At 69.8% G+C, this 21,738-nt stretch carries 16 protein-coding genes; 7 read left to right on the top strand and 9 right to left on the bottom strand.

Annotated elements, in window-relative coordinates; genetic code table 11:
• The first annotated feature begins 5 nt into the window (after positions 1 to 5).
• Both IB242_RS05850 and IB242_RS05845 read left to right on the top strand, forming a co-directional pair.
• On the top strand, positions 6 to 998 hold the full coding sequence (locus IB242_RS05850) for an aldo/keto reductase (protein ID WP_192276824.1): 993 nt from the start codon (positions 6 to 8) through the stop codon (positions 996 to 998).
• Positions 999 to 1,061: 63 nt separating this feature from the next.
• Positions 1,062 to 1,613: a DUF2939 domain-containing protein gene (locus IB242_RS05845; protein ID WP_192276822.1), complete on the top strand. Its 552-nt coding sequence runs from the start codon at positions 1,062 to 1,064 to the stop codon at positions 1,611 to 1,613.
• 162 nt (positions 1,614 to 1,775) lie between these two features.
• Here the strand turns inward: IB242_RS05845 and IB242_RS05840 are convergent, their stop codons facing one another.
• From IB242_RS05840 to IB242_RS05825, 4 genes are all read right to left on the bottom strand, one after another.
• The gene (locus IB242_RS05840) at positions 1,776 to 2,699 is read right to left on the bottom strand and encodes a 5'-nucleotidase (RefSeq protein ID WP_192276820.1); all 924 of its coding nucleotides are present in this window, start codon (positions 2,697 to 2,699) and stop codon (positions 1,776 to 1,778) included.
• A gap of 50 nt (positions 2,700 to 2,749) precedes the next feature.
• Positions 2,750 to 3,235: a hypothetical protein gene (locus tag IB242_RS05835; protein ID WP_192276817.1), complete on the bottom strand. Its 486-nt coding sequence runs from the start codon at positions 3,233 to 3,235 to the stop codon at positions 2,750 to 2,752.
• A 107-nt stretch (positions 3,236 to 3,342) separates the two neighbouring features.
• Positions 3,343 to 4,113, bottom strand: coding sequence for an NAD kinase (locus IB242_RS05830; protein ID WP_192276814.1), 771 nt, complete (start codon positions 4,111 to 4,113; stop codon positions 3,343 to 3,345).
• A gap of 119 nt (positions 4,114 to 4,232) precedes the next feature.
• Entirely contained in the window at positions 4,233 to 9,173 is a 4,941-nt protein-coding gene (locus IB242_RS05825; protein ID WP_343237105.1) for an NAD-glutamate dehydrogenase domain-containing protein, read from the bottom strand.
• Positions 9,174 to 9,367: 194 nt separating this feature from the next.
• On the opposite strand from IB242_RS05825, the gene IB242_RS05820 reads away from it, so the two are divergent.
• Genes IB242_RS05820 through IB242_RS05810 form a run of 3 tightly spaced genes read left to right on the top strand, consistent with a single transcriptional unit; the run spans position 9,368 to position 14,381 of the window.
• Positions 9,368 to 9,988: a TetR/AcrR family transcriptional regulator gene (locus IB242_RS05820; protein ID WP_192276808.1), complete on the top strand. Its 621-nt coding sequence runs from the start codon at positions 9,368 to 9,370 to the stop codon at positions 9,986 to 9,988.
• Between the two features lie 37 nt (positions 9,989 to 10,025).
• Complete coding sequence (locus IB242_RS05815) at positions 10,026 to 11,225, top strand: efflux RND transporter periplasmic adaptor subunit (protein WP_192276803.1); 1,200 nt, start codon at positions 10,026 to 10,028, stop codon at positions 11,223 to 11,225.
• Positions 11,226 to 11,237: 12 nt separating this feature from the next.
• A complete protein-coding gene (locus IB242_RS05810) occupies positions 11,238 to 14,381 on the top strand; it encodes a multidrug efflux RND transporter permease subunit (RefSeq protein WP_192276800.1) in 3,144 nt (1,047 codons plus the stop codon).
• 532 nt (positions 14,382 to 14,913) lie between these two features.
• Here the strand turns inward: IB242_RS05810 and IB242_RS05805 are convergent.
• Positions 14,914 to 15,525 (bottom strand): superoxide dismutase, encoded by a 612-nt coding sequence (locus IB242_RS05805; RefSeq protein ID WP_192276797.1) that lies wholly within the window; start codon positions 15,523 to 15,525, stop codon positions 14,914 to 14,916.
• A 251-nt stretch (positions 15,526 to 15,776) separates the two neighbouring features.
• Between IB242_RS05805 and IB242_RS05800 the strand changes: the two genes are divergently transcribed.
• Together IB242_RS05800 and IB242_RS05795 are read left to right on the top strand one after the other, a co-directional pair.
• Positions 15,777 to 16,190 (top strand): ribonuclease domain-containing protein, encoded by a 414-nt coding sequence (locus IB242_RS05800; RefSeq protein WP_192276794.1) that lies wholly within the window; start codon positions 15,777 to 15,779, stop codon positions 16,188 to 16,190.
• On the top strand, positions 16,187 to 16,600 hold the full coding sequence (locus IB242_RS05795) for a barstar family protein (protein ID WP_192276790.1): 414 nt from the start codon (positions 16,187 to 16,189) through the stop codon (positions 16,598 to 16,600). The genes IB242_RS05800 and IB242_RS05795 overlap by 4 nt, the downstream gene beginning before the upstream one ends.
• Positions 16,601 to 16,653: 53 nt before the next feature.
• Here IB242_RS05795 and IB242_RS05790 read toward each other — a convergent pair whose 3' ends face one another.
• The 4 genes from IB242_RS05790 to IB242_RS05775 are packed head-to-tail and all read right to left on the bottom strand — an operon-like array spanning position 16,654 to position 21,625.
• A complete protein-coding gene (locus tag IB242_RS05790; protein ID WP_192276787.1) occupies positions 16,654 to 18,342 on the bottom strand; it encodes a phosphate ABC transporter substrate-binding/OmpA family protein in 1,689 nt (562 codons plus the stop codon).
• 1 nt (position 18,343) lies between these two features.
• Positions 18,344 to 19,195 (bottom strand): hypothetical protein, encoded by an 852-nt coding sequence (locus tag IB242_RS05785; RefSeq protein ID WP_192276784.1) that lies wholly within the window; start codon positions 19,193 to 19,195, stop codon positions 18,344 to 18,346.
• Positions 19,192 to 20,847 carry an ATP-binding protein gene (locus IB242_RS05780; protein WP_192276781.1) on the bottom strand — a complete coding sequence of 552 codons (1,656 nt, stop codon included), beginning with the start codon at positions 20,845 to 20,847 and terminating at the stop codon, positions 19,192 to 19,194. Before IB242_RS05780 ends, IB242_RS05785 begins: the two co-directional genes overlap by 4 nt.
• Positions 20,848 to 20,869: 22 nt before the next feature.
• A complete protein-coding gene (locus tag IB242_RS05775; protein WP_192276778.1) occupies positions 20,870 to 21,625 on the bottom strand; it encodes a PspA/IM30 family protein in 756 nt (251 codons plus the stop codon).
• Positions 21,626 to 21,738 lie beyond the last annotated feature (113 nt).

Here is a 21,738-nt window from a genome sequence, read left to right as displayed (position 1 = left end):
GCGCGATGCCGGCACCGGTCGCACTGCCGCATCAGCGACGCGTGCTTGGACGCAGCGGGATCGAGGTCTCGCCGGTTGGGCTTGGTTGTTCCGGCTTCTGGGGCCATCGCCGCTTTCCGGAAGCCGATGCGGCGCGCGTGGTGTCGCAGGCGCTGGAATCGGGCGTCAACCTGCTGGACACAGGCCACAACTATTCGGGCTTCAATGCCGAGCCGCGCCTGGGTCGCATCCTGCGTCCGCTGTGGTCCCGCTTCCCGCGCGACACGCTGGTGATCTCCAGCAAGGCCGGCACCCTGACCGGGCAGGCTGGCGTGCGCGGCATCGAGCACCGCGACTTCTCCCCGGCCGCGATCATCGCCAGCTGCGAGGCCTCGCTGCGCAACCTCGGCACCGACTACCTCGACCTGTTCCAACTGCACGGCATCGGCGAACACCAGGTCGATGCGCCGCTGCTGGAGGCACTGCAGCGACTGCGCGAACGCGGGCTGGTGCGTCACCTGGGAATCAACACGCACAGCGCATCGACCGTGGAGTGGATGATCGCGCAGCCGACGCTGTTCGATGCGGTGTTGCTGGACTTCAACGCGCTGCAGCAGGATCGCGCGCCATTGATCGAGCGCCTGCACGCGGCCGGGATCGGCGTGCTGGCCGGCACCGTGCTCGCCCAGGGCCACCTGCTGCCACGGCGACTGCACTGGCCACGGCTGGCCGACGGCTGGTATCTGGCCCGCGCCCTGCTCAAGCCGAGCAGCCGGCGGCTGATGCGCAGCGCCGCGACGATGCGCAGGGCGCTCGCTTCGATCGGCAGCCAGTCGCCGGCGCAGAACGCCTTCGCCTACGTTCTCCGGCACCCCGGCGTCGCCTCGGCGATCCTCGGCACGACCCGGCCCGGCAACCTGGCCCAGATACTGCGCACCGACCCGGATGCGCTGGACGCCGAATCGTTCGCGCGCCTGCGAACGGCTTTCGGCGATGGCAGCGGCTCCCCCAGTCACTGAGCCTTCACCCGGCCGCGCACGCGCTGCGGCAGTCTTGCGTGGTCTGCCCAGCCCGGTGCCGCCATGAAGAAAACGCTTGCCCTGCTCGTCGTGCTGGCCGTGCTGCTGGCCGGCTGGTGGTTCTCCGGCCCCTATCTGGCGGTGCACGGCCTGTCGCGCGCGATCGAGCGGCGCGACGTCTCGCAGCTGGACCGCTACGTCGACTTCCCGCGCGTGCGTGCCAGCCTGCGTGCACAGCTCAACGACCATCTGCTGCGACGGGCCGGGCCGGACATCGCCGCCGGGCCGTTCGGCGCCCTGCTGCACGGACTGGGCGACCAGCTCGGCGGAGCGGCGCTGGACACGCTGCTGACCCCGCTGGGCATCGGCGCGATGCTGCAGGGCCACGTGCTGTGGCAGCGCGGCCGCAACGAGCTGCAGGGCGAGAGCATCCATGCGCCGGTGGAGCCCGCGCGTCCATTGCAGGACGCGCACCACCGCTTCGAACGCCTGGACCGCTTCGTGCTCGAGATCGCGCGCGGGCCGGACCTGCCGCCGCTGCAGGTCGTACTGGAGCCTCAGGGCCTGCGCTGGCGCGTGGTGGACGTGCAGCTGGCGCTGCAGCAGATGCCCTGACCGCGCGACGCCGTGCCCGGTGCCTCCGCGGACAGCGCATGCGTCCATGTGCCTGGGCGTGTGACAGGCGGCGCGGATGCTCTTCGAGGCTGCCGGAACCTCGCGTGGACGCGCCATCGGTGATCGCCGCGCCGTGCAGTGCAGCTTTCCCGGCGGAACCGGTCAGTCGTTTTCCGGATTGGCCACGCCATGCGGTACGTGGCCCGCCGCCACATGCAGGCGGGCGCTGTCGATGTTGTGCGCCGAATCGTCGAAGAAGATGTCCGCGCCGAAGGCGGCCAGGAACGGTCCCTTGGCGCGACCGCCGAGGAACAGCGCCTCGTCCAGGCGCACCCCCCATTCGCGCAGCGTGCGGATCACCCGCTCATGGGCCGGCGCCGAGCGCGCGGTGACCAGCGCGGTGCGGATCGGTGCGTTCTCGCCCGGCGGAAACACCGCCTGCAGTTCGTGCAGCGCCGACAGGAAGCTGCGGAACGGCCCCCCCGACAGCGCCTCGCGTGCGCGCTGGCGCTCGTGCAGGCCGAACGCCTCCACGCCCTGCTCGCGCGAGATGCGCTCGCTCTCGTCGCTGAAGATCACCGCATCGCCGTCGAAGGCGATGCGCAGCTGGTCGCGCGGCGCATTGACCGCACGCGCCGGCAGGATCGTCGCCGCCGCCACGTCGTGCTGCAGCGAGCGTCGGACCGACTCGGGGTTGGCCGACAGGAACAGGTTGGTGCCGAACGGCGCCACGTACGGCCAGGTCGGCTCGCCGGAGGTGAACACCGCGCGGATGATGCCCAGGTCGTAGTGCTGGATCGAGTTGAAGATCCGCAGGCCGGTATCGGCCGAGTTGCGCGACAGCAGGATCACCTCGACCCGCGGCACTTCCGGCGGCAGGATCCGGTTCAGCGCCATCAGCTTGCGCACCACCGGAAAGGCCACGCCCGGCTCGAGGATCTCGTCCTCCATCTGCCGCTGGTACTCGGCATACGCCTCCAGCCCCTGCTCTTCGTAGATCGCATGGCTTTCTTCGAGATCGAACAGGGCGCGCGAGGTGACGGCGATGGTCAGCAGGCGGGTGGCGTTGTCGTCGAGTGGATTCATGCGCGCATTATCCGCAAACCGCCGCCACGACGCAGCCGGCCGTTGCCGGCTCAGCTGCCAGGCGACGCATCGATGCGCAGCAGCACCGGCGGGCCGCGCTGGCGGTCGGGCGTGACCGCGCGCACCTCCAGCTGCAGCCGCAACGCCTGCTGGCGGTCGGGCGTCCCGTCGGGCCAGGTGAACTGATGCTCGGCCCGGCGCCCCGACGCCGGCGAGCGCACGATGCCGTCCGGCAGCATGCCGTCGGGCGCCTCGCCCGAGACGAGCCGGTACTCGAAGCCGATCTGCTCCAGGTTCCAGCGGCTGCCGCGCGGCCAGCGCAGCTGCACCGACAGGAACCCGAGCGCGTCGCAGGTCGCGCCGCCGCCGAGCCCCCGGGTGACCTGCGTCGCCTCGATCTCGGGCGCCGGCAGCTCGGCGGTGTCGACCAGCGTGGCCGCCTCTGCCGGGAACGGCGACAAATTGCTTTTGAACACGCATGCGCCTGCCGCCTGCGCCGACACGGCGCAGAGCAGGACCAGATACACCAACTTCACGGGACCCCTCCCCTTCAGTTGAAGCTTTGCTCGGTTTTTCCGGAGCGGGAAGGATCCTCCCCTCGGCCCGTCCGCCGCCGTCCGCAGGGCGCGGACGGGCGTGGACGTCATACCACGAACTGCTCGCTGAGGATACGTTCCTCGAGGTTGTGCTCGGGGTCGAACAGCAGGGTCACGGTGTGTTCGCTCGATTCGCGGATCACCACTTCCAGCACGTTGCGGGTCTCGTGCGAATCGGCGGTGACGCTGACCGGCCGCTTGTACGGGTCGAGCACCTCGAAGCGGATCTCGGTGTCGGCCTTGAGGATGGCCCCACGCCAGCGGCGCGGACGGAACGCGGCGATCGGCGTCAGCGCGATCGTGTGCGAGCCCAGCGGCAGGATCGGGCCATGCGCGGAGAAGTTGTAGGCGGTGCTGCCGGCCGGGGTGGCGACCATCACGCCGTCGCCGATCAACTCGTCCAGGCGGGTCTGCCCGTTGAGGCCGATGCGGATATGCGCGGCCTGCCGGGTCTGGCGCAGCAGCGAGACCTCGTTGTAGGCCAGCGAGCCGGTGCTGCTGCCCGACTCGGTCTGGGCCAGCATCTCCAGCGGTCGCAGCGTGGCCGGTTCGGCCGCGGCCAGGCGCTCGAGCAGATCGTCGCCGGGATACTGGTTCATCAGGAACCCGACCGTTCCCAGCTTCATGCCATACACCGGCCTGCCGTTGGCGCCGTGCCGGTGCAGCGTCTGCAGCATGAAACCATCGCCGCCGAGCGCGCAGATCACGTCGGCCTCGTCGGGCGCGTGCTGGCCGTGCCTGGCGACCATGGTCGCCAGGGCTTCCTGCGCGGCCGGCGCGGTACTGGCGAGGAAGGCGATCCGTGGGGTGAGGCTCATCGCTGGCTCCGTGTGGACCGGCTCAGGATACCGTCCTGCCCGGCCCACGCGCAGACTCCGCCATCACCACGATGGACGCCTCACCGCGGACCGGGACGGTCCGCGGTGGGCGCGCCGGTTCAGCCATGTGCGGCCAGCTGGCCCAGCTTCTGCACGGCCACCGACAGGGTCGGATAGTCGAGCGTCTTCTGCGCCGACAGCTCGGCCAGCATGCCCAGGGTGAAGCGCAGCGAGGCATCCTCGCGGTTCAGCCACTGCTGGACCTTGGCATCGGCATCGCCGGCCGGCTGCGCGATGGCCTGCCCGGCCAGCACGCGCTGGTGCGCGGACAGTTCGTCGCGCAGCACGCCACGGGCGACCGCATGCCAGCGCCCGTCGACGGCCAGCGCGTCGATCTGCTCGAACAGCCACGGCAGGCCGAGCGCGTCGCCGATGCGGAAATGCACGCGCGAGACATCGACCGGCTTGAGCTTGCGCGAACGCGCCAGCTCGATGATGTCGAACGCCCGTTCCAGGTGCGGCAGTTCGGACAGCTGCTGCGCCAGCGCCGCCGGCATGCCCTTGTCCTTCCACTCCTGCAGCGCCGCCTCGTAGGCCGGCCGCTGTGCATCGGGCAGCACACCGGACGCGACGCGGATGTCGTTGAACGGATCGCGGTAGCGCTCGACGGCCTCGGTGATGCTCGGCATCGGGCCCGGGCGGTTCAGCAGCCAGCGTACGAACGAGCGCTGCAGGCTCCAGATCACCTGCAGGGCGTCGATCTGTGCAGCCTCCGGCACCTTGCCGTCGAGCGCGTCGATCTGGTTCCACAGGCTGCGCGCGTCCAGCGTCTCACGGCTGATCGTGTAGGCCTTGGCGACCTCGGCCGGGCTGCGGCCGGTGTCTTCCTGCATGCGCAGCAGGAAGGTCGCGCCCATCCGGTTGATGGTGGTGTTGGTCACCGCGGTGGCGATGATCTCGCGCTTCAGGCGGTGCCGTTCCATCGCATCGGCGTACTTCTTCTGCAGCGGCGCCGGGAAGTAGCGCTGCAGTTCCTTGGACAGGTACGGATCCTCGGGGATGTCCGAGTCCAGCAGCTGCTGGAAGGCCACCAGCTTGGAGTAGGACAGCAGCACCGACAGCTCCGGCCGGGTCATGCCTTGGCCGCGCGCCTTGCGTGCGGACAGCTCGGCATCGCTGGGCAGGAATTCGATCTGGCGGTCGAGCAGGCCCTGCGCCTCCAGCGTGCGGATGAAGTGCTGCTTGGAACCCAGGCGCTTGACGCTCATCCGCTCCATCAGGCTGATCGCCTGGTTCTGGCGGTAGTTGTCCCACAGCACCAGCTGCGCGACTTCGTCGGTCATCGAGGCCAGCAGCTTGTTGCGCGCCGGCAGGGTCAGCTTCCTGGCCTGCACCACGTCGTTGAGCAGGATCTTGATGTTGACCTCGTGGTCCGAGGTGTCCACGCCGGCCGAGTTGTCGATGAAGTCGGTGTTGAGCAGAACGCCGGCCTGCGCGGCCTCGATGCGGCCCTGCTGGGTCAGGCCCAGGTTGCCGCCCTCGCCGACGACCTTGCAGCGCAGCTCGCCGCCGTTGACGCGCAGCGCGTTGTTGGCGCGGTCGCCGACATCGCTGTGCTGCTCGGTGCTGGCCTTGACGTAGGTGCCGATGCCACCGTTCCACAGCAGGTCGACCGGCGCCCTCAGGATCGCGCTCATCAGCTCGGCCGGCGACAGCGCCTTGACGCCCTCGTCGATGCCCAGCGCCGCGCGCACCTGCGGGGTGATCTCGATCGACTTGGCGCTGCGCGGATGGATGCCGCCGCCCTTGCTGATCAGCTTGGCGTCGTAATCGGCCCAGCTCGAGCGCGGCAACGCGAACAGGCGCTCGCGCTCGACGAACGAGGTCGCCGCGTCCGGATCCGGATCCAGGAAGATGTGGCGGTGGTCGAACGCGGCCACCAGGCGGATGTGGCGCGACAGCAGCATGCCGTTGCCGAACACGTCGCCGGACATGTCGCCGATGCCGGCGCAGGTGAAGTCCTCGCTCTGGCTGTCGTGGCCGAGCGCACGGAAGTGGCGCTTGACCGACTCCCAGGCGCCGCGCGCGGTGATGCCCATGCCCTTGTGGTCGTAGCCGACCGAGCCGCCGGAGGCGAACGCATCGCCCATCCAGAAGCCATGGTCGAGCGCCAGCCCGTTGGCGATGTCGGAGAAGGTCGCGGTGCCCTTGTCGGCGGCGACGACCAGATACGGGTCGTCCTGGTCGTGGCGGACCACGTCCAGCGGCGGCACGATCCTGCCTTCGACGATGTTGTCGGTGATGTCGAGCAGGCCCTGGATGAACAGCTTGTAGCAGGCCACGCCATTGGCGAACACCGCGTCGCGGTCGCCGTTGGCCGGCGGCGTCTTGGCGAAGAAGCCGCCCTTCGCGCCGACCGGCACGATCACGGTGTTCTTGACCATCTGTGCCTTCACCAGGCCCAGCACCTCGGTACGGAAATCCTCGCGCCGGTCGGACCAGCGCAGGCCGCCACGCGCGACCGGGCCGAAGCGCAGGTGCACGCCTTCCACGCGCGGGCCGTAGACGAAGATCTCGCGGTACGGGCGCGGCTTGGGCAGGTCGGGCACCAGCGCCGAATCGAACTTGAAGCTGATGCAGTGCCCCGGACGGCCGTCGGCCCCGGTCTGGAAGTAGCTAGTGCGCAGGGTCGCGTCGATCGCGCCGATGAAGCCGCGCAGGATGCGGTCGTCATCCAGGCTGGAAACCCGGTCGAGCAGCTTCAGCAGCGCGTCGCGGGTGGCATCGGTCTGCGCGCCGCGGTCGCCCGCACGCGCGTCGACCACCTCCTGCAGCAGTTTGATGGTCGCCTCGTCGCCGGCGGCGAGCACGCGCAGGCCATCGGCCAGGCGCTGCTGGCCGGCACGCACGTCGGCCGCCGACTCCGATCCGGTGACCGGATGGAAGCGCGCCTCGAACAGCTCGACCAGCAGGCGCGCCAGCAGCGGATAACGGCCCAGCGTCTCCTCGACGTAGTTCTGCGAGAACGGCACGCCGGTCTGCAGCAGGTACTTCCAGTAGCCGCGCAGCAGCGCGACCTGGCGCCACTCCAGGCCGGCCGACAGGACCAGCCGGTTCAGGCCGTCGTTCTCCGCGTCGCCGGCCCAGATCGCGGCGAACGCGGCTTCGAAGGCCGGCGCCAGCGCGGCCACGTCGGCGCCTTCCAGCGTCGCCGACTCGACCTCGAAGTCCTGGATGTAGATCGGCTGCACGCCCTCGCCGGGCACGTTGGCCTGCAGGCGGTACGGATGTTCGGAGATGACCCGCAGGCCCATGTTCTCCATCAGCGGCAGCACGTCCGACAGCGGGATGTCGTCATGCTGGCGGTACAGCTTCAGGCGCAGTCCGGCGGTGCCTTCGCGCGGCACCGACTGCAGGTTCAGGCGCAGGTCGTCCGGGCCGGTCAGCGCGGCCAGCTGCTCGACGTCGTTGGCGGCCAGCTCCGGCGAGATGTCCTCGATGTAGCCGGCCGGCAGCGCACGCCCGTAGCCGGACGCCATGCGCAGGCCCTCGGCCTCGCCGTGGCGGGCGATCAGCAGTTCGCGCAGGTCGTCCTGCCAGTTGCGCAGCAGGTGCGCCAGGCGCCCCTCCAGCGCGGCGGTGTCCAGAGTGACCACTTCGCCGGCCTTGGGCCGCACGATCAGGTGCAGCTGCGCCAGCGGCGATTCGCCCAGGACCACGCTGGAATCGATCTGCTCGCCGTGCAGCGCATCCTTGAGCAGCGCCTCGATGCGCAGGCGCACATCGGTGTTGAAGCGCTCGCGCGGGATGTAGACCAGCGCCGAGAAGAAGCGGCCGTAGCGGTCGCGGCGCAGGAACAGGCGGCTGCGCACGCGCTCCTGCAGGCCGAGCACGCCGGTCGCGGTGCGGAACAGTTCCTCCTCGCTGGACTGGAACAGTTCCTCGCGCGGCAGCGTCTCCAGGATGTGGCGCAGCGCCTTGCCGCTGTGGCTGTTGGGCGCCAGCCCGCTCTTGCGCATCACGTACTCGTGACGGCCGCGCACCAGCGGGATCTCCCAGGGGCGGCGGTTGTAGGCGCTGGAGGTGTACAGGCCCAGGAAGCGCTGCTCGCCGACGATGCGGCCCCTGGCGTCGAACTCGAGCACGCCGATGTAGTCCATGTAGCCCTTGCGGTGCAGACGCGAGCGGCCGTTGGTCTTGGTCAGGATCAGCGCCTCGCTGACACCGGATTCGTTCAGGCCCTGCGCGGCCAGGGTGCGCACCGGGCGCGGCGCGGCCTTGTCCTTGCCGCGCATCAGGCCCAGGCCGGAGCCGTCGACCGCCGCCAGCACGTCCTCGCCGCCCTGCTTGACCACGCGGTACTCGCGATAGCCGAACAGGATGAAGTGATCGGCCGCGGCCCAGCGCAGGAACTCCTGCGCCTCGCGCCGCGAGGTGTCGTCGATCGGCAGGCGGCGGGTGGCCAGGTCGTCGGCCAGCACCTGCATGCGGTCGCGCATCAGGCCCCAGTCGCGGACCACGCCGCGCACCTCGTCGAGCACGCTGCCGACGCGGGCGGCGATGGCATCCATCGCCTCGGCCGGCTGGCGGTCGATCTCCAGCAGCATCAGCGATTCGGGCTTGCCGTCGCCGACCTGGAGCAGCTTGCCGGCCTTGTCGCGCTCGATCCGCACCAGCGGATGGCCGAGCACGTGCACGCCCACGCCCATGTCGGCCAGCGCCATGCTGACCGAATCGACCAGGAACGGCATGTCGTCGTTGACGATCTGCAGCACCGTGTACGGCGTCTCCCAGCCGTCCGCCTTGGCGCTGGGGTTGAACACGCGCACGCTCGCGGTGCCCGGCTTGCGCTTGCGCGCGAACTCCAGCATGTCCACGCCGATCGCCGCCCAGGCCTCGGGGGCGTGGTTGGGGTACTCGTCCTCTTCCATCCGACGGTAGAACTCGTCGAGAAACTCCTTCAGCTCCGCATGCCGGGCCGCCGGCACCAGCTTGCGCGCCGCTGCATGCACGGGCGCCAGCGAAAAGCCGGTGCCGGCCTCGATCGCGACGGTCGTCACGCCCGTCGACGCGGCCTTGACGGCGCTGGAGGAAACTTTCTTGCCCTTGGAGGCCTGAGGCCGGGTTTTCATGGACACGCACACCGTGGAAGGAAGTGGCCGGATTGTAGCCGTCCGCGCGCGAAACTCGTGCTGCACAGCGTCAAGAATCGTCACTTTCAAAATAATGAACTGGACGGTATAGTCCACTCCGCATGTCGATCCAGTCCCCGCCGGGCACTTCCTGCGACGCCCGCGACGAGCGGGTGCACGCCGCCGTGCGCGCCCTGATCGCCGAACAGGGCGTGCAGATCAGCATGGATGCGGTGGCCGCCCGCGCGGGCTGCTCCAAGCAGACGCTGTATGCCCGTTACGGCTCCAAGCAGGCACTGATGCTGCGGGTGATCGGCCAGCGCCTGGCCCATGCCAGCCTGCAGCCGGCGCTCACCGCCGAGGATCTGCGCAGCGAGCTGCAGCAGTTCGCCGAAAGCCACCTGGCCCGGCTGGGCGAGCCCGACGCGGTCGGGGCCTCGCGCCTGATCACCGCCCAGGCCAGCCATTTCCCCGAGGAGGTCGCCGACCTGTTCGAGGCCGGCGCCGGCGCGCTGGTGGTCCGCATCGCCAGCTGGTTGCAGCAGGCGATGCGCCGTGGCCTGCTGCGCCATGACGATCCGCACTGTGCGGCCGAACTGCTGCTGGGCATGCTCGCCGGTCTGGACCTGGACCGGCAGCACTGCCTGCTGCCGCATCGCGACGCCGATGCCCGTGCCCGGTGGGCACGCTTCGCCGTCGATGGCTTTCTCAGGGCGTTCGCGCCACCCGCGCCGCGCCAGTAACCCGCATTCCACCAGACTCAAGACGCCGGAGTTCCCCATGTCCGCCCCCGCCCGTTCCATCGCACTGGCCTGTGCCGTGCTGGCCCTCGCCGCCTGCAAGCAGCAGGAAGCCGCCGCGCCACCGCCGCCGGAAGTCGGCGTGATCGAGATCCAGCCACAGACCGTGCCGGTGCAGCGCGACCTGGTCGGCCGCCTGGCCCCGTACCGCAGCGCCGACGTGCGCGCGCGGGTGCCGGGCGTGCTGCTCAAGCGCGTCTACCAGGAAGGCAGCGACGTCACCGAAGGCCAGGTCCTGTTCGAGATCGACCCGGCCCCGTTGCGCGCCTCGCTGGCCGCCGCGCAGGCGCAGCTCGCCCAGGCCGAGGCCACCGCGGCCAATGCCCGCACCGCGGCCGAGCGCGCGCGCCAGCTGGCGCCGCAGCGCTACGTCTCGCAGAACGATCTGGACAACGCCGTGGCGACCGAGCGCAGCGCCGCCGCGGCCGCCCAGGCCGCCCGCGCCCAGGTCCAGAACGCGCAGATCGACCTGGGCTACGCCAAGGTGGTCGCGCCGATCTCCGGCCGCGCCGGCAAGCAGCAGGTGACCGAAGGCGCGCTGGTCGGCCAGGGTGAAGCCACCCTGTTGACCACCATCGACCAGCTCGACCCGCTGTACGCCAACTTCTCGATCAGCTCGAACGAGCTCGAGTCGCTGCGCACCTCCAGCAACGTCGCCCTGGCCGGAACCGGCAAGTCGACCGTGCAGGTGCTGCTGTCGGGTGGCCGTACCTACGAGCACACCGGCACGCTGGACTTCTCCGACACCACCGTCGACGCGGCCACCGGCGCGGTCTCGCTGCGCGCGCAGCTGCCCAATCCGCAGCAGGCGCTGCTGCCGGGCAGCTTCGTGACCCTGAAGGTCAATCTGGGCGAACAGAGCGGCGTGTTCCTGGTGCCGCAGGAAGCGGTGCTGCGCGACGCCACCGGCGCCTACACCCGCGTGGTCGGCGGCGATGGCAACGTGGTGCGCAAGCCGGTGCAGACCGGCGGCAGCACCCCGGGCCACTGGATCGTGACCGGCGGCCTGGCTGCCGGCGACAAGGTGATCGTGTCCGGCGTGCAGAAGGCCGCCGAGGGCGCGCCGGTCAACGCCGTACCGTGGAAGCCTGAGGACGCCGCCAAGCCGGCGCAGGCGCCCGCCACCGCGCCGGGCCCGGAAGCGGAACGCAGCGACGCGGCCGCCGAGCCGGCCGCTTAAGGAAGCGCCCCGATGCCCAAGTTCTTCATCAACCACCCGGTCTTCGCCTGGGTCGTGGCGATCCTGATCTCGCTGTCGGGCGTGATCGCGATCCTCGGCCTCGGCGTGGAGTCCTATCCCAACATCGCGCCGCCGCAGGTCACGGTGGGCGCCACCTACCCCGGCGCCTCCGCCGACACGGTCGAGAAAGCCGTCACCCAGGTGATCGAGCAGCAGCTGACCGGCATCGACCACCTGCTGTACTTCAGCTCCTCGTCCAGCGCCAACGGCCGCGCCTCGATCACCCTGACCTTCGAGACCGGCACCGATCCGGACATCGCCCAGGTGCAGGTGCAGAACAAGGTTTCGCTGGCCACGCCGCGCCTACCGACCGAGGTCACCCAGCAGGGCGTGGTGGTGGCCAAGGCCAACGCCGGCTTCCTGATGGTGGTCGGCCTGATCTCCGACAACCCGGCGGTCGACCGCAACCAGCTCAACGACATCAACGGCTCGCGCGTGATCGAGCAGATTTCGCGCATCCCCGGCGTCGGCAGCGTGCAGCAGTTCGGCTCCGAGTATTCGATGAACATCTGGCTCAACCCGGAGAAGCTGCAGGGCTACGGCCTGTCGGCCAGCCAGGTGCTGGCCGCGGTGCGCGCGCAGAACGTGCAGTTCGCCGCCGGTTCGGTCGGCGCCGACCCTGCGCCGGAAGGCCAGGTGTTCACCGCCACGGTCTCGGCCGAGGGCCGCTTCAGCTCGCCGGACCAGTTCGAGAACGTGATCCTGCGCGCCGACAGCGACGGCACCACCGTGCGCCTGAAGGACGTCGCCCGCGTGGCGTTCGGCCCCGGCAGCTACGGGTTCGACACCAAGTACAACGGCAAGCCGATGGGCGCGTTCGCGATCCAGCTGCTGCCGGGCGCCAACGCGCTGAACGTGGCCGACGCCGTGCGCGCGAAGATGGACGAATTGCAGCCCACGTTCCCGCAGGGTGTGAGCTGGATGTCGCCGTACGACAGCACCACCTTCGTCAAGATCTCGATCAAGGAAGTCATCAAGACCCTGGTCGAGGCGGTGATCCTGGTGTTCCTGGTGATGCTGATCTTCCTGCAGAACTTCCGCGCGACGATCATCCCTACCCTGGTCATCCCGGTCGCCCTGCTCGGCACCTTCCTGGGCCTGTCGATCATCGGCTTCACCGTCAATCAGCTGACCCTGTTCGCGCTGGTGCTGTCGATCGGCATCGTCGTCGACGACGCGATCGTGGTGATCGAGAACGTCGAACGCATCATGACCGAGGAAGGCCTGCCGCCGTACGAGGCCACGGTCAAGGCCATGGGCCAGATCACCGGCGCGGTCGTGGCCATCACCGTGGTGCTGGCGGCGGTGTTCATCCCGTCCGCGCTGCAGGGCGGCGCGGCCGGTGAGATCTACAAGCAGTTCGCGCTGACCATCGCCATCGCGATGGGCTTCTCGGCGTTCCTGGCACTGGGCTTCACCCCGGCGCTGTGCGCCACTTTCCTCAAGCCCAGCCACCACGCCAACTCCAACGTGGTGTTCCGCGTCTTCAACAAGTACTACGACCGGATCAGCCACACCTACGTCGGCCACATCGGCAGCGCGGTCAAGCACGCGCCGCGCTGGATGATCCTGTTCGCTGTGCTGTCGATCCTGTGCGGCTTCCTGTTCACCCGGATGCCGGGCAGCTTCCTGCCGGAAGAGGACCAGGGCTACGCGATGGCCATCGTGCAGCTGCCGCCGGGCGCCTCGCTGCAGCGCACCCAGGCGGTGTTCGACCAGATGCGTGGCCGGCTGGAAGGCCTGGACGGCTACGAGAGCATGCTGCAGGTGGCCGGCTTCAGCTTCGTCGGTTCGGGCGAGAACGTCGGCATGGCCTTCATCAAGCTCAAGGACTGGGCCGACCGCGACCACACCGCACCGGAGTTCATCCAGGAGGCCAATGGCGCGCTGTACGGCATCAAGGAGGCCGGCATCTTCGTGGTCAACCTGCCGACCGTGCAGGGCCTGGGCCAGTTCGGCGGCTTCGACATGTGGCTGCAGGACCGCACCGGCCAGGGCAATGCCGCCCTGACCCAGGCGCGCAACATGCTGCTGGGTGCCGCATCGCAGAACCAGGGGCTGGTGGGTGTGCGTCCGAACGGTCTCGAGGACGCACCGCAGCTGCAGCTGCACGTCGACCGCGTGCAGGCGCAGTCGATGAACCTGTCGGTCAGCGACATCTACAACGCGATCGGCCTGATGCTGGCCCCGGTCTACGCCAACGACTTCTTCTACGAAGGCCGCATCAAGCGCGTGAACCTGCGTGCCGAAGCGCCCTACCGCATGGGTGCCGAGGCGCTGGGCAGCTTCTACACGCCCAACGCCGCCGGCGAGATGATCCCGCTGACCAGCGTGGTCAGCACCGAGTGGACCACCAGCGCGCCGTCGCTGAGCCGCTACAACGGCTACTCGGCGGTGAACATCGTCGGTTCGCCGGCCCCGGGCCGCGCGTCCGGCGAGGCGATGCAGGCGATGGAGGACATCGTCGACAACGACCTGCCGCCGGGATTCGGCTACGACTGGTCGGGCCTGTCCTACCAGGAGATCCTGGCCGGCAACACCGCCACGCTGCTGCTGGTGTTGTCGATCGTGGTCGTGTTCCTGTGCCTGGCGGCGCTGTACGAGAGCTGGTCGATCCCGGTGGCGGTGCTGCTGGTGGTGCCGCTGGGCGTGCTCGGCGCGGTGGTCTTCAGCCTGATGCGTGGCCTGCCGAACGACATCTTCTTCAAGATCGGCCTGATCACCATCATCGGCCTGGCGGCCAAGAACGCGATCCTGATCGTCGAGTTCGCGGTCGAGCAGCGGGCGGCCGGCAAGAGCCTGCGCGAGGCCACGATCGAAGCGGCACGCCTGCGTTTCCGCCCGATCCTGATGACCTCGTTCGCGTTCATCATGGGCGTGGTGCCGATGGCCATCTCCACCGGCGCCGGCGCCAACGCACGCCATGCGATCGGTACCGGCGTGATCGGCGGCATGCTGTTCGCCACCTTCCTGGGCCTGCTGATGATCCCGGTGTTCTTCATCGTGGTCCGGCGCATGCTTGGCGACCGGATGGACGAGCCCTCGCGCGAGTACCTGGAGCAGCAGCGCAAGGGCCAGGCGCCCGCCACGCACTGATCCGGACCATCACCGTTCGTGATCCACGGCCCCGGCGCACAACGCCGGGGCCGTGTCGTATCCGGAGCGCTGCAGCGTGGTCCGGCAAGGCGCGCGATTGCGGCGGTGGCGTTCACTCCCCAGGCGGCGGTGCCGGATCGTGGTCGTCCGCTGCCGTGGCCGACTCCCGCTCCGTGCCCACGGCGGCCTCGTGCCGGAGTTGCCCCAGCTTCGGGATTTCCCGGGAGGGGCCATTCGCCGGCCCCGATCCGTGACGCGTCACGCCGGGTACACAGCCGTGTCCGGCTGGCGGAGTCGCGACGGTCGAGCAGCGCGGCGCGGTCGCAGCGCACGCAGCGACGATCGGATGCATGCGGGCCACGCGCCCATCCGCCAGCCCTGCTCCATCGGATCCGTCGCGACATCCAACGCCCGTGCACGCGACGGCCAGCAGCGCACCACCAACGCGCCCCCCTGAAACGCAGACGCCCCCGGCATGCGGGGGCGTCCAATCAGCATCGGCGACCGTTGCCGGCCAGCCGGGGCCGGCGGCTTACTTCACCGCGTCCTGGTAACGACGCTCGACCTCGTTCCAGTCGATCACGTTGAAGAACGCGCCGATGTAGTCAGGACGACGGTTCTGGTACTTCAGGTAGTAGGCGTGCTCCCAGACGTCCAGGCCGAGGATCGGCGTGTTGCCGTCCATCAGCGGGCTGTCCTGGTTGGCGCTGCTCTCGACCACGACCTTCTTGTCCGGGGTGACGCTCAGCCAGGCCCAGCCGCTGCCGAAACGGGTCAGCGCGGCCTTGGTGAAGGCGTCCTTGAACGCGTCGAAACCGCCCACGTCCTTGTCGATGGCCTTGGCCACGTCGCCGACCGGATTGCCGCCGCCGTTGGGCGACATCACCGTCCAGAACAGGCTGTGGTTGGCGTGGCCGCCACCGTTGTTCCGCACAACGCCCTGCAGCTTCTCCGGCAGCGACTTGGTCTTCTTCACCAGCTCCTCGACCGCCAGATCGGCGAACTCGGTGCCTTCCAGCGCCGCGTTGACGTTGTTGATGTAGGTCTGGTGGTGCTTGGTGTGGTGGATCTTCATGGTCTCCGTATCGATGTGCGGTTCCAGCGCATCGTAGGCGTACGGCAGCTCGGGAAGGGTATAGGCCATGGTGGTCTCCTTGAATGGGTCGCCCGGCGGGGTCCGGACGGTGCATGAACAAGTGTAGGGATGCGTGCCGGGCTTACCAAGGCCCCGGCCGGGGAATCAGCATCCCGTCGGCGCAGGCAGGCTGCATTCGCCACTGCGCACAGTCTGCGACCGTGCGGGTTGCGTGGGGGTGAACTGCGTGGCGCAGCCGGCGTTCAAGTCCGCCGCCGGCGACGCGCGCATACTGGCCGGCCGCCTCGATGCCGTCGTCCATGCGCAAGCCCACGCTCGCCCTCCTCGCCATCGTCCTGATCGCCGCCGGGGTGCTGTGGCCGCAGCTGTCGCCGACGCTGACCGGCCGCGCACCGGCATCGCCAGCCGGAGCGACGGCCGCTGCCGATGCCTTCCTTCCGCCGCAGGCGCAGCAGACCATCGGCCTGATCCAGCGCGGAGGCCCCTTCCCGCACCGGCAGGACGGCACCACCTTCCAGAACCGCGAAGGCCGGCTGCCGGCCCGACCGCGCGGCTACTACCGCGAGTACACGGTGGCCACGCCCGGCCTGTCGCACCGCGGCGCGCGCCGCATCGTGACCGGTGGCGATCCGCCACGGGACTGGTACTACACCGACGACCACTACGACAGTTTCCGCAGCTTCCAGCCGCGCACCGCGGGGCCGGCCCGATGAGCGGCGGATTCGATCTCGGCCTGGGCGATGCCAGCCGCTCGGGCGTCTACGAAGTGCACGCCGGCGACCTGCCGGCGCTGGCGGCCGCGGCGCGCGATGCCGGCCTGCTGGTGCGGCGGATCGACCTGGACGGCTGCCGCGACAAGCAGGGCCTGCTGCTGCGGCTGGCCACGGTGCTGGACCTGCCGTCGGGCATCGGCCGCAACTGGGATGGGCTGTCGGATGCGCTGCGCGACCTGTCCTGGCTGCCGGCCCCCGGCTACGCGCTGCTGTTCGAAGCGGCGGACCAGCTGCATGCGCTGCGGCCGCAGGACAGCCAGACCCTGCTGGACATCCTGGACGAGGCCGCGCAGTGGTGGATGCAGGACGACGTCCCGTTCCACGCGTTCATGGCGACCGGTACGGAATGAATCGCCCGCCACGACGGCATGGCCCGCGCACCATGGCGGGCCATGCGTGGCGGTCACTCCAGCGTGAACCACTGCACCTCGACCCGCCGGTTGAGGTCGCTGTCCGGCCCTGCAGGCTCTTCCCAGCCACGCCCGACCACCTCGACGCGCGAGCCGTCGATCTTGGGATACTTGCGACGCAGTTCGTCGCTGACGGCCTGCGAGCGCTGGCGCGACAGCTCCATCGCCTTCAACGCCATCGAGCGCACCAGCTGCTGCCCCCCCTGGCGCTCGAACTCGGCCAGGCGCGCGTTGTCGACGTGGCCGCGCAGCACCACCACCGAGCCCGGGCTGACCTGCAGGAAGTTGCGGATCGTCTCCAGGTAGGCGTCGTTCTCCTTCGCCTCGCGGTCCAGCTGCGCGGAGTTGGGCAGGAAGTAGAAGCGGATGTCCTTGCTCAGCAGCGCGTCGCCTTCCAGTGCGATGTTGGCGCCGCCGGTGCGGATCGGCGCGATCGCGATCTGCTGGTCGGCGAAGCGGCCCTCGCCCTTCAGCGCCTGCAGCGCCTTGAGATCGACGAAGCGGGCCGGATCGGCGGGATTGCGGATCAGGCTGCCGTAGGCCAGCACCGAGGACTGGAAGATGCCCTGGAACGAGCCGGCCGCGTCGATCGTGCCCTCGAAGAACGCCAGGTTCTCCGGCAGGTTGGACAGGTGCACCTTGGACAGCTCGGTGCGGGTATCGCCCTCGTTCCAGCCGAACGCGCGACCGATCGTGCCCAGGTGCGGCTCGGCGTTCTCGCGGACCAGGCGGTTGCCTTCCAGCAGGCCGTGGACCAGGCCCTTGACCTGCTCCGGATGCGCTTCGGCATAGCCCTTGTTGACCAGCAGCAGGTCGGCCACGATCAGCAGGTTGCGGTTGGAGACCAGCGACTTGGCGCGGCCGCCGGAACCGGCGATCACCTCGTCGGTGCGCGGCGCCCAGCCGACGCAGCCGTTCAGGCGCGGCGCGCGCGCTTCCAGCTCGACCGCGTACGCGTCGCAGGCGACGAACGCGTCCTCGTAGAACACCAGACCCAGTTCGTTGGCACCGGGCCGGGCTTCCAGGTCGCGCAGCACCTTGACCGGCACCCCGGCCTCGCTGGCCAGGTAGCGGATGAAGAACTCGCTTTCGTTGAACTGCGAGGCGGCCAGCACCTTGCCCTTGAGCTGGTTGATGCTGGTGATGCCGGTGTCGACCACGACCATGTCGGCGCCGCGCGAGAACCCGATCTGCGCCGGCACCGCGACCTCGAACTGGCGGCCGAGCACGGCCAGCGTGTCGGCGGTGGTCACCGACGCGGCGACGCGGCCGTTGTTGAGCTTGGACCAGCCCTCCTCCTCGCTCAGCGTCAGCCGCACCTGGAAGCCGTACTCGCGGGCGAAGAACGAATCCGGATTCGGCTCGAGGCCGCCGTTGGCGACGATCAGGCCGGCGTAGCCGGCGTACTCGCTGATGTCGACATCGACGATGCCGTCCTTCGGCTGGTAGGCCGCCGCACGGTCCAGCGTCGGCGCGCCGGTGACCGGTTCGATCGGTTCGGGCGCCTCGCCGCTGCCTGCGCGCGCGGCGCTGGACGAGGCGATGGCCTTGTCGCCGCCTTCACCGCCCACATCCCGCCCGATCAGCCACACGCCCAGCGCGATCAGACCGGCGACCAGCACCAGGGTGACCAGCAGCCCGCTCTTGCGGCTGCCGCCCGACGGAGACGTGTTTCGGCTCATTTCAAGTTCCTTCCTTGATGGCGTTGGGGCGATCGCCGCCGTGCAGCACGCGCCGCGGCAGACGTCGTGTATCGAAGGTGTCCAGCGCGCCCAGCAGGTCGCGCTGGCCGGACAGCCAGCGGCTAGCCTCGTTGTAGGACGCGGCCAGTGCATCGAGCGAGGTGCCGATGCGCTCCTCGTCGGTGGCCAGCAGCGCCTGTTCGTGGATCAGCGCGACCTGCTGGTCGATGCGTTCGAGTTCGGATTCCACGTGCTCCAGCCGGCGCGTGGCATCGCCGTGCGCGGCCTGCCGCGCCTCGATCACCTGCAGCTGCTGCTCCAGGCTGCGGCGCAGCTCGGCGCTGGCATCCTCGCGCTCCAGCCGCTGCCCGATCTGGGTCTGCTGCTGGCGCAGCGATTCGCGGTCGGCGCGCGCGTTCTCGACCACGCGCGCGATGGTCTGCCGCGCGACCAGCAGACGCAGGTGCAGCCAGACCAGCTGCTCGACGCTGTCCACGTGCGAGGCCATCACCGGCGAGCGCTCCAGCGTGCGCACGATCTCGGTCGCGCGCGCTTCCAGCCGCTCCTGCCTGCGTCGCGCCTGCGCCGCCAGCTGGCCGAGCATCGTCTGGTACTCGCGCTCGGCCGGATCCTCGGCCACGGGTTCACCCGCATCGACCACCGCGCGAAAACGCGGGTTGCTCGACAGCCACGCGAGATAGGCCACTTCCAGCCCCAGCCCGACCAGCAGGAAGCCCGGACTCAGCGCCCAGCCGAGCATGCCGACCGCGGCCAGGCCCAGCCAGTTCGGCGGGATCGGCATGCCCAGCGGCCGCGCATTGAACGCCGCACGCAGGTAGCGCAGCGCGCTCATGCGCCGGCTCCGGCGTCGCCCAGATGCCGCAGCGACGGCGGCACGAACTGCATGTGACTGGCCTCGCGCACCGCGATGCGCATCTGGAACTCCATCACGTCCGCCGGCACCGGCGGCTGGTAGCCGTCGAGGCTGGCGCGCAGCGCCTCGAGCGCCGACATCGGCCCGGTCTTCGCGCGCCGGTAGACGGTCACCGCCAGCGCCTCGGCCGCACCCGGGGTCAGCAGCAACGGCAATGGCAGCGCGCGCAGCGCCTCGGCATCGATCTGCAGGTCGAAGCGGCGCAGCAGCGCGCCCAGCAGCAGCGCACTTTCCTCGATGCTCGTGGTCGGCAATAGCGGGATCTTGATGTCGACCCGGCCGGGCCGCTTCAGGTCGACCTCGATCAGGTCGGGGCGCGACGAAGCCAGCAGCCACATCACCCGGCCGCGGTTGTCGCTGCGGCTCATCTCCTGCGCGATCATCGAATAGATGCGCCCGGACAGGCCGCTGTCGCCACTGCCGGCATCGCGCCGGCCCAGGGTCTGGTCGGCCTCGTCGATGAACACCATGCAGCGGCCCAGCGCCCGGATCAGCCGGAAGATCTTCTCCAGGTTACCCTCGCTGGAACCGACCCAGCGGTCCCGGAAGTTCTTCAGTTTCAGCACCGGCACGCCGGCCTCGCCAGCCAGGCATTCGACAAGGAAGGTCTTGCCGGTGCCGACCGGGCCGCCGAGCAGGTAACCCATCGGCAGCGCGCGCAGGTCCGAACCGCGCCACAGCGCGATGTCCTGGCGCAGCCATTGCTTCAGCGCGTCCTGGCCGTGGTAGTCGTCCAGCGTGCGGCGCGAGTCGATGAACTCGACCAGCTCGCCGGCGTCCTCTTCGACCAGCCGCTTCTTGATCCCGCTCCAGTCCGATGGCGCCAGCTCGAGGCCCTGGTGCGCACGGGTGCGGACCAGGCTCTGCAACGCGCTGACGCCGACGCCGGACAGCGCGGCGGCGATCTCGACATCGCCCTGCCCGGCCGGAAACGCCTGCGGATGATCGATGCGCAGCTGCGCCAGCACCTGCTCCAGCATCGGCGCTTCCGGCAGCGGCACGCGGATCTTCGCCGCGCGCGGATTCGATGCGATGCGCTGGTCCAGATCGGCCAGGTTGTCGGCGATCAGGATGCTGGCGAAGCTCAGTTCGGTAAACGGCGGTTCCGACGCCCAGTCGCGCACCTGGCTGGCCAGGCTGGCCGCATCGAAGCCTGCGCCCGACGCGGCCGGCAGCACCTGGTCGGCGCCGCGCAGCAGGCAGGCCACGTGCAGCGGCGTGGCCCGCCCCATCGCGACCAGGTTGGCGTGGTAACGCAGCCATCGTCCGAGCAGTTCGACCGCCGCCTGCGGATCGCGCGGCAGCGGGCCGAGGTCCCTGGTCGCCGGCCACTCATGGAAGCGTTCGGCGCCGCGCAGCAGCTGCAGGCCGTTGCCGGGGTCGTAGACGAAGACCAGATCGAAGCCGCCCAGCAAACGCGCATCCAGATAGCGCACCAGCCCGGTCAGGCGGCCGTCCAGCGGGAAGCGGTCGCCGACGTTGCCGTACAGCACGAACTGGCCGTGCGCACCGCTCTCGTAGGCCAGCCGCAGTTCGTCCAGCCACGCAGGCGTGGAATCGGAGATGCTCATGCCGTGCCGCCGCGTGCGGCGCTCAGCTTTCGCTGTCGCTGGCGCGGGCCGGCGTGGCCGCCCCCATCGTGCGCGGTGCCGGTGCGGCCTCGGCCGTGCCCAGACTGATGCCCTCGCTGGCGGCGAAGTCGGCCAGGGCCTGGTCGGCCAGCGCCTTCATCTCGGCTTCCTTCAGGTTGACCTCGCCCATGTCCAGCGAATCGCGGGCGACACGGGCGCGGCCGGCGGCGCGGGTGCGCTCTTCCTCGACCATCTCGTGCAGCCGGTTGAGCGTGTCGCCCGAGCCACCGATCTGGCCGATCATGCCCGAGGCCATTTCGCTCATCTCGGCTACGGCCTGCTTCATCCGCATGTCGTTGATCGCGCCCTTCAGGCTCTCGATCTTGGCGCGGGCCGCGGCCACCGCCACGTCGCGGGCCTTGACCAGATCCTGGTAGGTGGCCTCGGCCTGCTCCAGCTGGCGGCGGTTCTCTTCCAGTTCGCGGGCGATGGTCTGCAGGCGCAGCGCGTACTGGCCGGCGGAGTCGGTGTTGCCGGCGCGCAGGTGCGCGGTGGTCTTCGCGCGCAGGTCGCGCTCCTCGGCCTCGAGCTTGCGCACCTGGCTCATCAGGCGCTCGGCCAGGCCGGCGTGCGAGGCCAGTCCCTGGTTGTAGCCGGCGATCTGCTTGCGCAGATTCTCCTGTTCCAGCTCCAGCAGCGCCTCGGGATTGCGGCGTTCGAGATCCTTGACGAACAACGCGAGGAAACCCCGGAAGACATTGGCCAGGCGCTTGAACATTGACGGTTCCTCGAACGTTGTCGGAGCAGGCGACGCGCCGGACTCCCCGGGCGCGCGCGACGACCATCCAGGCCGCTCGCCGCATTTAAGCAAAAAACGCCGGTCCCGGCCCA

The sequence above is a fragment of the Xanthomonas sp. XNM01 genome, assembly GCF_014851915.1.
Taxonomy (GTDB): Bacteria; Pseudomonadota; Gammaproteobacteria; order Xanthomonadales; family Xanthomonadaceae; genus Pseudoxanthomonas.
The sequence above is the reverse complement of the archived record's forward strand: the minus strand, read 5'-3'. Positions and strand labels throughout refer to the sequence as shown.

Excerpts from the sequence above, each read along its gene's own strand:
- IB242_RS05850 (WP_192276824.1), top strand. The coding sequence starts at position 6 with ATGCCGGCACCGGTCGCACTGCCGCATCAGCGACGCGTGCTTGGACGC.
- IB242_RS05845 (WP_192276822.1), top strand. The coding sequence starts at position 1,062 with ATGAAGAAAACGCTTGCCCTGCTCGTCGTGCTGGCCGTGCTGCTGGCC.
- IB242_RS05840 (WP_192276820.1), bottom strand. The coding sequence starts at position 2,699 with ATGAATCCACTCGACGACAACGCCACCCGCCTGCTGACCATCGCCGTC.
- IB242_RS05830 (WP_192276814.1), bottom strand. The coding sequence starts at position 4,113 with ATGAGCCTCACCCCACGGATCGCCTTCCTCGCCAGTACCGCGCCGGCC.
- IB242_RS05820 (WP_192276808.1), top strand. The coding sequence starts at position 9,368 with ATGTCGATCCAGTCCCCGCCGGGCACTTCCTGCGACGCCCGCGACGAG.
- IB242_RS05815 (WP_192276803.1), top strand. The coding sequence starts at position 10,026 with ATGTCCGCCCCCGCCCGTTCCATCGCACTGGCCTGTGCCGTGCTGGCC.
- IB242_RS05810 (WP_192276800.1), top strand. The coding sequence starts at position 11,238 with ATGCCCAAGTTCTTCATCAACCACCCGGTCTTCGCCTGGGTCGTGGCG.
- IB242_RS05805 (WP_192276797.1), bottom strand. The coding sequence starts at position 15,525 with ATGGCCTATACCCTTCCCGAGCTGCCGTACGCCTACGATGCGCTGGAA.
- IB242_RS05800 (WP_192276794.1), top strand. The coding sequence starts at position 15,777 with ATGCGCAAGCCCACGCTCGCCCTCCTCGCCATCGTCCTGATCGCCGCC.
- IB242_RS05795 (WP_192276790.1), top strand. The coding sequence starts at position 16,187 with ATGAGCGGCGGATTCGATCTCGGCCTGGGCGATGCCAGCCGCTCGGGC.
- IB242_RS05790 (WP_192276787.1), bottom strand. The coding sequence starts at position 18,342 with ATGAGCCGAAACACGTCTCCGTCGGGCGGCAGCCGCAAGAGCGGGCTG.
- IB242_RS05785 (WP_192276784.1), bottom strand. The coding sequence starts at position 19,195 with ATGAGCGCGCTGCGCTACCTGCGTGCGGCGTTCAATGCGCGGCCGCTG.
- IB242_RS05780 (WP_192276781.1), bottom strand. The coding sequence starts at position 20,847 with ATGAGCATCTCCGATTCCACGCCTGCGTGGCTGGACGAACTGCGGCTG.
- IB242_RS05775 (WP_192276778.1), bottom strand. The coding sequence starts at position 21,625 with ATGTTCAAGCGCCTGGCCAATGTCTTCCGGGGTTTCCTCGCGTTGTTC.